Raw genomic sequence first — 13,080 nt, forward strand, 5'->3', positions numbered from 1 at the left:
GGGGCGGGGGCGCCCCGCGGCGGGGGCCGTCTCCTCTTTATCTTTATTGGTGGGGGGGGGGGGGGGTGGGCGCGGGCGGGCGGCCCCGCCCCCCCCCCACGCCGGCTTTGAAAGTGATAGAACGTGTTTCAGCATTGCGGGCCAACGAGCCGCGTGCGAGGCACGCGGGTCCGGCGTGTCGCAGGCCCGCCCCTTGCCTCTGATTGCCTTGGCGTACAAGCGATCACGTGGCATAGCACGTGCTTGTGACGGCCCGGGCGCGGGCTCTCTAGTCGTCTCGCTCGTTCGGTGGACGAGTCATAGAACCTGTTCTATAGTTGCGTCTGCAGGCATTGGTCCAATGAGTTTCATTACTCGAATATTTGACTGTGATTGGAAGTGCATAACGTTGAATTCAATTGATCGTCAGGCATTGATGTCGATCGATGAACATATGCGGGGGTGCGGGATCGAGTCAAATCCGGGGTTAGTGCTGGAAGGTCCGGTTGTCGTCGCGACTGAATCTCTTCGCGTCGCGGATTCACCGCGTTTGACGGGCGAGGATCCGGAACATGTCAGAACTCTTGCGGGCGTGGACGCGAAATTGCCGCCGATTATTGTGCACCGTGCGTCCATGAAGATTATAGATGGTATGCATCGGTGGCGGGCCGCCGAGCTCCGCGGTGACAGTCATATCGAGGTTTCCTTCTTCGAAGGAACCGAATCGGATGCTTTCGTCATAGCGGTCAGAGCAAATGTGGATCATGGGCTGCCGCTGTCGAAAGCGGACCGCGTCGCCGCGGCGAAACGGCTGATCGAGAGCCATCCGGAGTGGTCGGATAGATCCCTGGCCACATTCACCGGGCTTTCGGCCAAGACGATTTCGACAATGCGCCGATGTACCAGTACCGCGCTGCCGGAACCACACGGGAGAATGGGGCGGGACGGACGGGTCCGGCCGCTCGACACCACTGAGGGCAGGAATCGCGCGGGTCGATTGATCGCGGAGAAGCCGAACGCCTCGTTGCGCGAGATCGCCAGTGAGGCAGGCATCTCGCCCGCCACTGTCCGCGATGTCCGCGCTCGCCTCGAACGCGGGGCGGATCCGGTTCCCGACCCCATCAATCGCATGAAGCGCAAGACCGCGTCGGCGGTCGATCGCGGCGAGGACGCGCGCATGCTGCTGCGCACCCTGCAGCGAGATCCCTCCCTGCGCCTCACCGAATCGGGCCGGGTGCTGCTGCGCCTGCTGAGCTGGCCGTTGACCGAGGTGCATGTGCGCGAACACCTGGTTTCCAGCGTTCCCTCGCACTGCGCCGACTTGGTGATCCGGGTCGCCAGGGAATGCGCCACCAGCTGGGCCGAATTCGCCGACGAACTCGCTGTTCGAGATCAGCCCTGTGAGAAGGACATTCAACTGTGCCCGTAGCGACCGCATTTCGATTGCTCGAGGGATTCTTCCAGGATCCGCACGAAACCTACCGGCTGCTCGACGCCCGCGGACCGGTCCACTACGTCGAGTTCCCGAACGGCATGCGGGCCTGGATGGTCACCGACTACGAGCTCGCCAAGGCCGTGCTGTCGGACCCGACGGTCAGCAAGGACCTTTACGGGAAACCCGGTGCCGCCGCCCAGGTCAATGGCAAGGTGACGCTGCGGCTGGATCCGCGTGTGAACGATCACATGCTGTACGCGGACCCGCCCCGCCACACGCGTTTGCGGAACATCGCCATGCAGGCCCTGTCCGGCCGGGCGGTCCAGGATCTGACACCGCGGGTCGGTGAGATCGCGACCGCGCTGCTGCGCGATATGGCCGACCAGGACACCGTCGATCTGATCGCCGCGTACGCCATGCCGCTCGCGATCACCGTGATCAGCGAACTGCTCGGGATTCCCGCCGCCGACCGCTCGATCTTCCAGGGCTGGTTGACCACTCAGCTCTCGCTGGCCGAGGTCGACGAGAAGTACGCCGCCGCCGCGAATTTCAAGGACTACATCGGCCGGCTGGTCGAAGAACGCCGAAACGGCGCCGGGGGAGATCTGCTGTCGGAGCTGATCGCCACGGCGGACGCGGGCGAGCGGCTCGATGAAGCCGAGCTGGTCGCCATGGTGAACGCGCTGCTGCTGGGCAGTCAGGAAACCACCGCGAGCCTCATCGGCAATGCCGTGCTGATCATGCTCGGCGATCCCCGGATCTTCGAGGAACTGCGACGCGATCCCGAGGCTATCGATCCGTTCCTCGATGAGGTGCTGCGCTTCGAGGGGGCGGTGAACCTGGCGAGCTATCGATTCACCACGGCCCCGATCACCCTGGGCGAGTACACGATCGACGCGGGGCAGATCCTGCTCGTCGCGCTCGCGAGTGCCAATCGCTGCCCGCGGGCCTTCAAGGACCCGGACGCGGTCGACCTCGGCCGCCTGGACAACCGGCATATCGCGTTCGGATACGGCATCCATCGGTGCGTGGGCGCGGCGTTGGCCCGCAAGGAAGTGCAGATCGCGCTCACGAGTCTCGTCGAGGCGTATCCGGAGATGACCCTCGACGGGACGGCCGCGGACTTGCGCTGGCAATCGAGCGTCATCACCCGGGGACTCGTGGCGCTGCCGGTGCGGCCGGGGCCGCACAACAACCAGAACCAATGACGGAGGACGTAACACGTGGCTGGCGTAACTGAAATGTGGCAGGAGGACGGTCCGCGCCCGCAGCGTTGGGACCGCGTGGCGGGACGTCGCTGGTCGGCGATCCTCTACACGTTCATGGCCTTCGGCTCGAATTACACCCGGATGTACTCGGATGTGAAGAAGCTGCGAGCGGTGGCCGCGGGTGCGGCGATGCTCGATGTGCCGTGTGGGGGCGGCACGCTGCTGCGCGAACTGGAGGGCAGTGCGCCCGCCCGGTACGTCGGAGTGGATGTCTCCTCGGGGATGCTGGCCCGGGCGGCGCAGGTCGGCGCGAGGTACGGCTGGAAGAACCTGGAACTCCTCGAATGTGACGTCGTGTCTCTGCCATTCGACAGCGAGTTCGACCTCTGCACCAGTTATATGGGGCTGCACTGTTTTCCGGATCCCGCGGGTGCGTTGAAGGCCATGGGGACGGCGTTGAAGCCTGGCGGGACGATGCGCGGCAGTGCCGTCGTACTGACCGGCGCGCGGCGGGATCGGATCATTCGATCCTGGCAGAGCGAAGGCGCGATGGGGGCCGTCGGCACGGTCGGGGAGATCGAGTCCTGGCTGACCGACTGCGGACTCGTCGACGTCGAGGTGAAAGCCTCGGGATCGATCGCCTACTTCTCGGCGAAGCGGCCGCTGTGAAGACGCTGTACGAACTCGACGAACTGCCGCCCACCGGCGTGGTGCCGGAAAAGATGTACGCCTCGGTCATCCGGAGCGAGCGATACGGCCGCCCGGACACCGCGTTCGCCACCGAGATCATCGACGTGCCGCCCGTCGGACGCGGCGAGGTGCTGATCTACATGATGGCGGCGGGCATCAATTACAACAATGTCTGGGCGGCGCTGGGTACGCCCTTGGACATCATCGAATTTCGCCGCCGCGCAGGCGAACCCGAGGACTTCCACATCGGCGGCTCGGAAGGTTCGGGAATCGTGTGGGCCGTCGGCGACGGGGTGCGCGATGTGCGGGTCGGCGATCACGTGGTCGTCTCTTCGTGCCTGTGGGACGAAACCGCGCCCGATATCCGCGGCGGCGCCGACCCGATCACCTCGAGCACGGTCCGAGCCTGGGGCTACGAAACCAATTACGGCTCGTTCGCGCAGTTCGCCCTGGCCAAGGAGTTCCAGTGCCTGCCAAAACCCGAGCGGCTGGGCTGGGCCGAGGCGGCCGCTTACATTCTGACCGGTGCCACCGCCTACCGGCAGTTGACCGGCTGGCAGCCCAATATCGTGCGCCCGGGCGACCCGGTGCTCATCTGGGGCGGGGCGGGCGGACTGGGCTCGATGGCCATCCAGATCGCCCGGGTACTGGGCGGTGAACCGATCGCGGTCGTCTCGAGCGCCGCCCGGGCCGATCACTGCCGGAAACTGGGGGCGCAAGGCGTCATCGACCGCACCGAGTTCGACCACTGGGGCCGGCTGCCCGATATCGGCGACGATCGCGAGTTCGAGCCATGGCGGGCCGAGGTCCGCCGCTTCGGGACGCGTTTCCACGAACAGCTGGGCGACCGCCGCGCCCCGAAGATCGTGCTCGAGCACACCGGCCAGGGCACCATCCCGACCTCGATCTACCTCTGCGACGCGGCGGGCATGGTGGTGATCTGCGGCGGCACCACCGGCTACCACGGCGACATCGACCTGAGATACCTCTGGATGCGACAGAAACGCCTACAGGGTTCACATTTCGCGAACACCCGCCAATGCCGCGAAACCACCCGCCTGGTCACCAAGGGCTACCTGGACCCCTGCCTGAGCGTGGTCGGCGACTTCACCGACATCGGCAAGTTCCACCAGATGATGCTCGACAACGCCCAGCCCTCGGGCAACATGGCTGTCCGCATCAGCGCCATCGCCGGCTACGAATGAGAACCCCCTGAGGCGGGGGTTACCCACTGCCCCAGGGTGATTCGCGCACACCCAGATGTGATGCTGATTACAGCGGCACTCGGTGTGGAGACGTCGGCGATGTCTTTGCCCTCGCCCAGCAGCCGATCAGCCTCTCCGAGTTTGCGTGCGACCTGTTCAGGGGTGCGCCTCTTGCGAGTCGCCATGGCCTTCGAGCCTTCCTGCCCACTTCGTGGGCCGCAAGGCTCTCACATTCCTCGGACCGAATTCAGGGGGTCAGGTCAATCGGGCTGGGTGATTTCGGTCAGCAACACCGTGCCCCACCCTTGGGGCCAGGTGCTTGTCCATCCGGTGGTCGTCGATCTTCTGGGTGCCTTCGTGCCGTTCGAGATGACCGCCTGGTCGAGTAGCACGCTGTTCGCGCTGCTGACCGCTGGCCGGTTGATCGGCCCGGATCGATCCGCGCCCCGATCGGTGCTGATGACCTACGCCGATCGTTCCAGGAGCCGGGGGTGGACCGGTGGAGTCTGAGTTCGGGCATGGCGTTCGGCGACGGTGCGGAGCGCAGCTGACGATTCCGGACGTAGGCCCATTCCCGGGCCAGTGTGCCGTTGAACCGCTCGACCTTCCCGTTTGTCCGCGGCGTGTAGGGGCGGGTCCGCTTGTGAACCGTCCCAGTGCATTCCAGCGCTGCCGCCCAGCGGTGGGACGGTAGCAGGATCCGTTGTCGATCCAACACCAAGCTAGACCCTCGCCCGCGCCGGGGCGCATGATGTCGCGAGCCGTGGTCATTGGGCTATCTCCCCATATCCAGCTGAGCTGAGTACCCAGGTGAAGGCGGTGACAAAGGCGGTGGAGGGAAAGGACGGGACAGAGGAGAGCGGAGTGCGTGGAAAAGGAGCAGACTGGACAACAGAAAGGTGATCATGCGAGCGATACAGGGCCTGCTCAATGTGGTGTTGGGGATCGTGACGGCCGTGCTCGGCACGGTAGTCGGGTTGCTCGCGGCCGTGGTGTGGATTCTCGGTGCGGTGTTGTGCGCGACTATCCTCCTGATCCCGCTGGGACTTCCTGTCATCAAGCTCGCCAACAGTCTGTTCGGCTCTGCTCGACAGCTGATGCATATCCCCTGACGCACCTCCCCGACGTGAATTGCCATCCGAACATGCCGGACCTGCTCACGATGGGGGCTGTGCCGAGTCATCCGTCTGCACGGGTCCGGTCCCTGGATCGTTGGCGAGTTTGCTGTGCTCACCGGATGTGACCTGGCCAGCGCCAAGCGGGGTGTTGTGCAAACTGGCCTGTGAGGGCTACCGGCGCGAAATCCGGCGGTAGCCAACAGAACAACGTTCTGACTGGCTACTTTTCTGTTGGCGGCCCGAGATCTCACATCTCGTGCTGCGAGTTCGCTCCCGCTCACGAAATGCTGGGCCAAGGTTCCTGGCGGATCGCTCCCTTCCGGGTATTGGCAAACTTTCCGCGTACGATTGTGTGCTGGATCGATGACGAACGAAGGCGTTGCTGTTCGGGGGTAACCAACCGGCAAAGGAGAACGGGTATGGACCAGCAGCAGTTCATTGCCATCCGGCGGGAGTTCGACGAGATCGATACCGACTGCGACGGTTTCATCACTTTCGATGACGCGCTCGTGTGGGGTATGGCCCAGGACCCGGAAGTGCGGGACATCGTCGGGCGCCGTATCCAGGAAGACCGCATCTGGGCCGAAGGGCAGGTCTCCTTCGAGGAGTTCTTGGGCTACAAGCAGCTGATCGAGCACTCTTAGCCCGCGCGTGAAGCGTCGGCGGCTGCCGTGACGTGTCGGCCGCATGTCTGGCCGGTCTAGCAGTGGTCACCACTGCGAGCACGGACGTTGTGGTGATAGTGGTCGAGGAGGACTGGCTCACGTTGAACGATGTCGCCGAGTACGCGGGGATGGGTGTATACGCCTACCTGTCATGGTGCACGCGGCTGCTGGCACTGCAGGCCCACCCCGGGAAGGAATCGGAATCGGGGCGGGGACCGAGTCCGCCCGATACCGAGCTGTGGCTGTAGCACTGGAGTTCTGCCGTCCAGCGTGGTGACCTGGCAGTACGCGCGTGTGCACCTACGATGATCAGCGGTTACCCGGTCGAGTCACGGCCGGGCGACCGCAGTGGAGATGCGAACATCCCCGCCCGGTCCTGTCTCGGTTCCGCTGGCCGGGCGGGGCCCGCGCGGTGAGCTCGCGTCGGCCGGTCCGGCCCCTTTCGTACAGTCGTTCTGACCGTGGCGAGTAACTGTCCGCCCTACCCGGCCCCGGACGCGGGATGCGGTGGCGATGTCGGAGTTTCACACCCGTCGCGGCGTGGTGTGGGGCCCTGTGCACAGTCGCGCACCTACGATGATCGATGGTCATCCGGCAATGGCCATGGCCATGGTCGGGTACCTGCTGGTTGAGATGTGCACAACCCCGCCCGGTCCTGACATCCGTCCGCAGGCCGGGCGGGGGCACGTCCCGTCGGCGCGGCCCTGCGGATCCAGGCGAGTTCATGAACCCAGCCGGTTGCCCGGTGGGCGATCTTGCTCCAATGCGAGCGGAGGCGGCGGATCGACCGTTATCGCTCGGCCGGTTCGGCCGAACGAGGAGCGCAGAGCTCGAGCTGGCCTGCCACACCGGTCACGTCCAATATCCGTGTGACGCAGTAGGACCCGTCGATGCACATCGCGCAGTGGCATCGGATTGCTCGGACTGATAGGCCCGCTCGAGGGATTCAGTGACACACTGGGCCCCGCGCGGAACACCGGACGAGGCTCGGTCGGTCCAAGGGGTCGAGGTCGTGGTGAGTGCGGTCGTCGATCGCATCCGCGGGTCGCAGCCAGCGCATTGGGACACGCAGGGGCTCAGGTAGCCCCATGGGTCGATCCTGGTCGTCCAACAGCGTCCCCGCACGCGATATTCGCCATAGGGCAAACCCAGCGCAGTGAGCGCAGTGATCTGCTCGTCGGTCAGCGCGACTTCGATGCTCGGGCCTCCGGTGATCGGTAGCCCCGCCACCATGGCTGGATTGCCGGTCGGTTCCACTGCGGTGACCGGTAAGCCGGAAGCGAGTACCGGTCATCATGAATGCTGGCCGAGTAGGGAGGGGGTTGCTGGGTATACGCGCGGTAAGGCCGTTTCGTACTGGCCTACAGACTCATTGAGTGTTCACCGACCCGGAGCTGTGTCGGTGCAGCAAGAGTCGAGCAAGCAAGCAGCAAGCAAGGAGTAAGCCATGAAAGGTGGCACAAGAATTGCGATAGGTGTGGGAATCGGCTACATACTCGGCCGCACACGCAAGATGCGTTTTGCGTTGTCGCTGGCGGGTGCGGCGATGGCGAAGCGGTCCTCGGGGATGCCCGCCGAAGTGCTGGAGCGGGGGACTTCATTGCTCAAATCGTCGCCTGAGCTGGCGGAGCTCACCGACACGGTTCGCGGCGAGTTGGTGGGTGCGGTCCGATCGGCCGCGGTGACTGCCGCGAGCAACCGTATCGACGCGCTCAACACGCGGCTACAGCAGGGCTCAACCGCCGCCTCGGACACAGACCGAGACCGTTCGCATGAAACGGATTCAGACGAAGACCAGGACGGTGAGGATACCTCCCCAGACGCCGGGGAATCGACCGCCGGCGAAGACGAGGATCTCGAGGACCGAAGCGAGTCCGGAACAGATCACGACGACGAGGAGCACAGGGAGACGCCCGCGGCGCGGTCGAGTAGCCCGAGATCCACCCGCGCGCGTAAATCCGGCTCTCGAACCCCGGTTCGTAGGTCCGGATCTTCGGATCGTCAGCCCGCCTCGTCGACGCGACGGCGTAGTCGCGCCGACGCCGACGAAGCGCCCGTGCGCCGTACGAGGAGATGAGATCGATGCCGAAGACAATGCACGACAAGACCGATGGAGTCGGCAAGCTCGCTGCCGACGCCGTCGGCAAAATCGCGGACACCGCGACCCGTGCGGGGGCGAAGGCCGGGAAATCCGCTCGATCGTCCACCCCGACGGGGGTGCTGCAACAATCTGTGCAGAACCTTGCCGGGACCGTGGCAGAACGCGCGGTAGCCGGGTTGTCGGACCGGGCATCGCGAACCTCGGAGCGCCTCAACGAGTACGCAGACGGTGGCGGAGGCAATCTGCTGGCAGCCGTGACCGGCGTGGAAAAGTTGGCTGGAGGCGCGTCGCCGTTGAAGGCGGCGATGAGCGGAGGCGTGAGCAAGCTCGGGCACACGGTCAAGGAGAATTTCGAGGCTGTCAAGGAGTCGCTGACCGGCGGCAAGGGCAAGGGCGGCACGACGAAGCTGAAGCTGACCAATATCGTCGAGCACATCGATGTCGGCGTGCCGATCGATTTGGCCTATGACCAGTGGACCCAGTTCGCGGACTTTCCGAAATTCACGAAGAAACTCGAGCAGGTCAAACAGGTCTCCGACGAGAAGCTCAGTTGGACCGGCAAAGTGTTCTGGTCCAGACGAACCTGGGAGTCCACGATCCTCGAGCAGGTTCCGTTCGAGCGGATCGTGTGGCGTTCCAAAGGTTCCAAGGGCTACATCGACGGTGCTGTCACCTTCCACGACATCACGCCGGACCTCACCCGCATTCTCGTGGTGCTCGTCTACCACCCGAAGGGAGTATTCGAGAAGACCGCCAATCTGTGGCGCGCGGCAGGCCGCCGGTGCCGGCTGGAACTGAAGCAGTTCCAGCGGCATGTCATGACCGAAACGGTGCTGCACAGCGACGACATCGTGGGCTGGCACGGCGAGATCCACGACAGCGAGGTCGTCGAAGACGACGAAACCGCACGGCGTAGGGAATCCGAAGAGGATCGCGCCGATGAAGAAGATGAAGAAATGGAAGAGACCGAGGACGAAGAACCGGAGCCGCCTCCCGGTCGTTCGGCCGCCCGCCGCGCGAGTCCAGCGGCCCGCCGGTCGCGTGAGCCGGAAGGAGCAAACAGATGACTATCGAACCCGCAGGCGGCGGCGGTGCAACCAGCACGTTGGCTCGGCCGAACTCTTCCAGCCTGGCTGATGTCGTCGACACCATTCTCGACAAAGGCCTGGTCATCGACGCGTTCGCCCGTGTGTCGCTGGTCGGTATCGAACTGGTGACCATCGACGCGCGCGTCGTGGTGGCCAGTGTCGACACGTATCTGCGTTTCGCCGAAGCGGTCAACCGGCTCGAGATCTCGAGCAGCGAGCCGAAGGGCCTGACCGACATCGTCGGCGACGTCACCGAGGGCGCCTCGAAACACAAGACGAAAGGGGCGCTCGAGGCGGCCGGTGAGAAGGTCGCAGACTTCCTCGGCGATGTGAACAACCAGCGTCAGACAGCGCGCAGGCCATCCAGGCGAGGGGAGGAGTGATGGCTTCCGAATCGACAGCTGTATACGTCTACGGCATTGTGCCTGCAGACGTCGAGACCGAACCACACGCCACCGGTGTCGGCGATCCGCCCAGTGAAGTCACGGTGGTACGGCACGGCACGGTCGCTGCCTTGGTCAGCACGCTCGAGTCCGACCGAGCGTTGGGCACACCCGCAGACCTCACCGCCCACGAGAAACTATTGGACGGATCGGCCGCGGTCAGTCCGGTGCTGCCGCTGCGGTTCGGTGCGGTCATGACCGACACCGATGCGGTGGAAAACGAACTGCTCGAAGCGAACGAGGACGAATTCCGCGCCGCCCTGGAGGAACTCGAGGGCCGGGTCCAGTTCGTGATCAGAGGGCGCTACGTCGAAGACGCGATCTTGCGCGAACTCCTCGAGGAGAATGCCGAGGCCTCTCGACTGAAAGACGAGATCCGCGACAAGCCCGAGGACGCGACCCGCGATACGCGAATTGCGCTGGGCGAGCTGATCAATCAGGCCATCGAGGCCAAGCGAGCCGAGGACACCACAAAGGTGGTTTCCGAACTCGGGAAACTCGAAGCACTGGTCAACCAGCGCGAACCCAGCCATGAAGAGGACGCCGTCCACGTCGCGGTACTGGTCGAATCGGCCCGGCGAGATGAGCTGGAAGAGACGGTGCGCCGGCTCATCGAGGACTGGGACGGCCGGGTGGAGTTGGACTTGCTCGGACCGATGGCGGCCTACGACTTCGTCACGAAACGAGCTCCCGAGGACTGAGACATGGGTCTGCTCTCATCGATATTCTCACTGCCCCTCGCGCCGGTGCGCGGTGTGATCTGGGTGGGTGAACTGATCCAGGACCAGGTCGAACGGCAGCTACACGATCCTGCGGCACTACGGAGCGAACTCGAGGAGATCGATCGCGCCGCAGCGAGCGGTGACTTGTCCGCAGAAGAGGCCGAGCAAGCGCAGCAAGCGGCCCTGGATCGCATGACCGGCTCCGAGGCAGGCCCCATCGACCGGAAGGAGTGACTCACGTGGCCCGCGACACCACTTCCAACGATTCCGACAATGCTCACTCGGCATCGAATGAACACATGGATCTGACCGCGGCGCAAGCCGCCGCGGTGGCCATCCAACGCCTCACAGAGCTGACTTCCAACGACATACAGGGCATCACGCGCGTGGAACCGATCGAGGATGGTTGGCTGGTGGAGATCGAGGCACTGGAAGATCGCCGCATCCCCCCTTCGGCGGACATCATGGCGCTCTACGAGGTGGAGATCGATTTCGACGAGAATCTGCTGGCCAGCCGCAGAATCAAACGCTACAGCCGCGGCAGCACCGACATCGACGCTGGGAATCAGCGATGACGGTCGTCGGAGGCGGCTCCTACGCACCCCAGCCCTACGGGGGCGGGCACCAGTCCACCAACCTTGCCGACATTCTCGAGCGAGTCCTCGACAAGGGTCTGGTGATCGCAGGCGACATCCAAATCAACCTCCTCGACATCGAACTGCTCACCATCAAACTGCGATTGGTGATCGCATCCCTGGAGACGGCCAGGGCGGTGGGCATCGACTGGTGGGAGACCGACCCCTGGCTCAACAGCAAGGCCCATGCGCTGGAGCGGAAGGAACCGGATCTCGAACTCGAGAATCGGGAACTCCGAGACCGGATCGCCGAGCTGGAGGCGGCAAATGAACGCCGGCAACCCATCGAACGCGGCCGCGAGCGGATAAGGGACGATCGTGACCGCTGATCTCGCAGTCTGGCTGTACGTGGTGGCTCCCCGCCGCGACGGCGCAGTGGAACTGGGCACACTGACCGGAGTCGCCGGCGAACCACTACGTACGGTTGTCTCTGGCGACTTGGCCGCAGTCGTCGGCTCGGTGCCGCTGGACGTGTTCGGGGAGCAACCATTACGGCGAAACTTCGAGGATCTCGACTGGCTCGAGGCGACAGCACGGGCACACGACGCGGTTGTATCCGCCATGGTGAGCCGAGGCTCGGCCCTCCCACTCCGGCTGGCGACCGTCTTCCACGACGACAACCGCGTGCGTGAGCTGCTCGATGAGCGGCACGCTGACTTCGACGCCGTCCTGAAGTTGGTCAGCGGCCGTACCGAGTGGGGTGTGAAAGCATATGGCGATCGTGCTGCCCTAACCGCTGCCGTGGCGGAGGCCAGGTCCGCGGATGAGGTCAGCAATCTGAGCCAGGGGGCCGCATACTTGGCGCGGCGTCGCGCACAACTGTCCGCGCAGCAGAGCGTAGAACGCGAAGCGGCAGAGCGCGCCGAGGAAATTCATACGCGGTTGGTTCGCCAGGCGGCGGCGGGACGACGTCAGCCCCTGACAGACCCGGCGGTGAGCGGCCGCCGGGACTGGATGGTGCTCAACGGGACATACCTCGTGGACGACGACCACACCGACGAGTTCGCCACGGCTGTCACGACACTCGGCACCGAATTTCCCGGCATCCGACTCGAACTAACCGGCCCCTGGCCGCCGTATTCGTTCGCCGGCGTCACACGAGAACCGACATGATTCGGGCCGACGCTGGCGGCGGCGGCACCGAGCGCCGTGTCGCCCTGGTCGACCTACTGGACCGAGTATTGGCAGGTGGCGTCGTCATCTCCGGCGACATCAAACTCGCCATCGCCGACGTCGATCTGGTTCAGATCTCCTTACGAGCTCTCGTCTCCTCCATCACCGGCCTGTATCGGCCGCTAGATTCCGCACCGCGCGATGCACAGGAAGAGCCGCCCGGCCATGACTGAATTCAGCGGCATCCCACCACGAATCGACACCGACCCGGAAACGGTCGAGCGCGGGCTGGTCACTCTCGTGCTCACCTTGGTGGAACTATTGCGGCAACTGATGGAACGGCAGGCGCTACGCCGCGTCGACGCAGGCGATCTCACCGATGCCCAGATCGAACGCATCGGATCCACCCTGATGCTGCTCGAACAACGCATGGACGAACTACGCGATCACTTCGGACTCACTCCCGAAGATCTCAATATCGACCTCGGCCCCCTCGGTCCACTTCTACCCGACCCGGCAGATCGCTCTTTCAAGTGACCTGGATGGGCGACAAAGATCGCGCGGACACGCTGTGCACACGGTTGCCGGCTGCATTTTCACTGACTCGCGAAGACATTGCGGAAAGCCGGTTACGATTGGCAATCGGACGCACGGATTGAGTCGCCAACCTGAGGGTAT

Annotated in this window: 18 protein-coding genes and 1 pseudogene; 18 read left to right on the forward strand and 1 reads right to left on the reverse strand. The window is 64.5% G+C overall.

Going from position 1 to position 13,080, the window contains the following annotated elements:
• Positions 1-388 precede the first annotated feature (388 nt).
• From ACFV4K_RS17640 to ACFV4K_RS17660, 5 genes are all read left to right on the forward strand, one after another.
• The gene (locus ACFV4K_RS17640; RefSeq protein ID WP_379275996.1) at positions 389-1,408 is read left to right on the forward strand and encodes a ParB/RepB/Spo0J family partition protein; all 1,020 of its coding nucleotides are present in this window, start codon (positions 389-391) and stop codon (positions 1,406-1,408) included.
• A complete protein-coding gene (locus ACFV4K_RS17645; RefSeq protein ID WP_379275998.1) occupies positions 1,399-2,622 on the forward strand; it encodes a cytochrome P450 in 1,224 nt (407 codons plus the stop codon). The genes ACFV4K_RS17640 and ACFV4K_RS17645 overlap by 10 nt, the downstream gene beginning before the upstream one ends.
• A gap of 15 nt (positions 2,623-2,637) precedes the next feature.
• The gene (locus ACFV4K_RS17650; protein ID WP_379276000.1) at positions 2,638-3,291 is read left to right on the forward strand and encodes a class I SAM-dependent methyltransferase; all 654 of its coding nucleotides are present in this window, start codon (positions 2,638-2,640) and stop codon (positions 3,289-3,291) included.
• Complete coding sequence (ccrA, locus tag ACFV4K_RS17655; protein WP_379276002.1) at positions 3,288-4,517, forward strand: crotonyl-CoA carboxylase/reductase; 1,230 nt, start codon at positions 3,288-3,290, stop codon at positions 4,515-4,517. Before ACFV4K_RS17650 ends, ccrA begins: the two co-directional genes overlap by 4 nt.
• Positions 4,518-4,847: 330 nt before the next feature.
• The gene (locus ACFV4K_RS17660; protein WP_379276054.1) at positions 4,848-5,027 is read left to right on the forward strand and encodes a hypothetical protein; all 180 of its coding nucleotides are present in this window, start codon (positions 4,848-4,850) and stop codon (positions 5,025-5,027) included.
• A gap of 46 nt (positions 5,028-5,073) precedes the next feature.
• On the opposite strand, the pseudogene ACFV4K_RS17665 reads toward ACFV4K_RS17660, so the two are convergent.
• A pseudogene (locus ACFV4K_RS17665) lies at positions 5,074-5,225 on the reverse strand (integrase core domain-containing protein); the annotation flags it as partial.
• Positions 5,226-5,422: 197 nt separating this feature from the next.
• Here ACFV4K_RS17665 and ACFV4K_RS17670 point away from each other — a divergent pair.
• The 13 genes from ACFV4K_RS17670 to ACFV4K_RS17730 all read left to right on the forward strand — a co-directional run bounded on the left by ACFV4K_RS17670 (position 5,423) and on the right by ACFV4K_RS17730 (position 12,939).
• Positions 5,423-5,629, forward strand: coding sequence for a hypothetical protein (locus ACFV4K_RS17670; RefSeq protein ID WP_379276052.1), 207 nt, complete (start codon positions 5,423-5,425; stop codon positions 5,627-5,629).
• 425 nt (positions 5,630-6,054) lie between these two features.
• Positions 6,055-6,279, forward strand: a complete 225-nt coding sequence (locus ACFV4K_RS17675; protein ID WP_379276004.1) for a hypothetical protein — start codon at positions 6,055-6,057, stop codon at positions 6,277-6,279.
• A 92-nt stretch (positions 6,280-6,371) separates the two neighbouring features.
• A complete protein-coding gene (locus ACFV4K_RS17680) occupies positions 6,372-6,548 on the forward strand; it encodes a hypothetical protein (protein WP_379276005.1) in 177 nt (58 codons plus the stop codon).
• A gap of 1,199 nt (positions 6,549-7,747) precedes the next feature.
• Complete coding sequence (locus ACFV4K_RS17685; protein WP_379276007.1) at positions 7,748-8,377, forward strand: hypothetical protein; 630 nt, start codon at positions 7,748-7,750, stop codon at positions 8,375-8,377.
• Between the two features lie 5 nt (positions 8,378-8,382).
• Positions 8,383-9,468 carry an SRPBCC family protein gene (locus ACFV4K_RS17690; protein WP_379276008.1) on the forward strand — a complete coding sequence of 362 codons (1,086 nt, stop codon included), beginning with the start codon at positions 8,383-8,385 and terminating at the stop codon, positions 9,466-9,468.
• The gene (gene gvpJ, locus ACFV4K_RS17695; RefSeq protein ID WP_379276009.1) at positions 9,465-9,872 is read left to right on the forward strand and encodes a gas vesicle protein GvpJ; all 408 of its coding nucleotides are present in this window, start codon (positions 9,465-9,467) and stop codon (positions 9,870-9,872) included. The genes ACFV4K_RS17690 and gvpJ (ACFV4K_RS17695) overlap by 4 nt, the downstream gene beginning before the upstream one ends.
• A complete protein-coding gene (locus ACFV4K_RS17700) occupies positions 9,872-10,633 on the forward strand; it encodes a GvpL/GvpF family gas vesicle protein (RefSeq protein ID WP_379276010.1) in 762 nt (253 codons plus the stop codon). Before gvpJ (ACFV4K_RS17695) ends, ACFV4K_RS17700 begins: the two co-directional genes overlap by 1 nt.
• A 3-nt stretch (positions 10,634-10,636) precedes the next feature.
• Positions 10,637-10,888 (forward strand): gas vesicle protein GvpG, encoded by a 252-nt coding sequence (locus tag ACFV4K_RS17705; RefSeq protein WP_379276012.1) that lies wholly within the window; start codon positions 10,637-10,639, stop codon positions 10,886-10,888.
• 5 nt (positions 10,889-10,893) lie between these two features.
• A complete protein-coding gene (gene gvpO / locus ACFV4K_RS17710; protein ID WP_379276013.1) occupies positions 10,894-11,229 on the forward strand; it encodes a gas vesicle protein GvpO in 336 nt (111 codons plus the stop codon).
• Positions 11,226-11,618, forward strand: a complete 393-nt coding sequence (gene gvpJ, locus ACFV4K_RS17715; RefSeq protein WP_379276014.1) for a gas vesicle protein GvpJ — start codon at positions 11,226-11,228, stop codon at positions 11,616-11,618. Before gvpO ends, gvpJ (ACFV4K_RS17715) begins: the two co-directional genes overlap by 4 nt.
• Complete coding sequence (locus ACFV4K_RS17720; RefSeq protein WP_379276016.1) at positions 11,608-12,402, forward strand: GvpL/GvpF family gas vesicle protein; 795 nt, start codon at positions 11,608-11,610, stop codon at positions 12,400-12,402. The genes gvpJ (ACFV4K_RS17715) and ACFV4K_RS17720 overlap by 11 nt, the downstream gene beginning before the upstream one ends.
• A complete protein-coding gene (locus tag ACFV4K_RS17725) occupies positions 12,399-12,635 on the forward strand; it encodes a gas vesicle protein (RefSeq protein ID WP_379276018.1) in 237 nt (78 codons plus the stop codon). The genes ACFV4K_RS17720 and ACFV4K_RS17725 overlap by 4 nt, the downstream gene beginning before the upstream one ends.
• On the forward strand, positions 12,628-12,939 hold the full coding sequence (locus ACFV4K_RS17730; protein ID WP_379276020.1) for a gas vesicle protein K: 312 nt from the start codon (positions 12,628-12,630) through the stop codon (positions 12,937-12,939). Before ACFV4K_RS17725 ends, ACFV4K_RS17730 begins: the two co-directional genes overlap by 8 nt.
• Positions 12,940-13,080 lie beyond the last annotated feature (141 nt).

Origin of the sequence: Nocardia sp. NPDC059764, assembly GCF_042732555.1 — a bacterium.
Lineage (GTDB): Bacteria > Actinomycetota > Actinomycetes > Mycobacteriales > Mycobacteriaceae > Nocardia.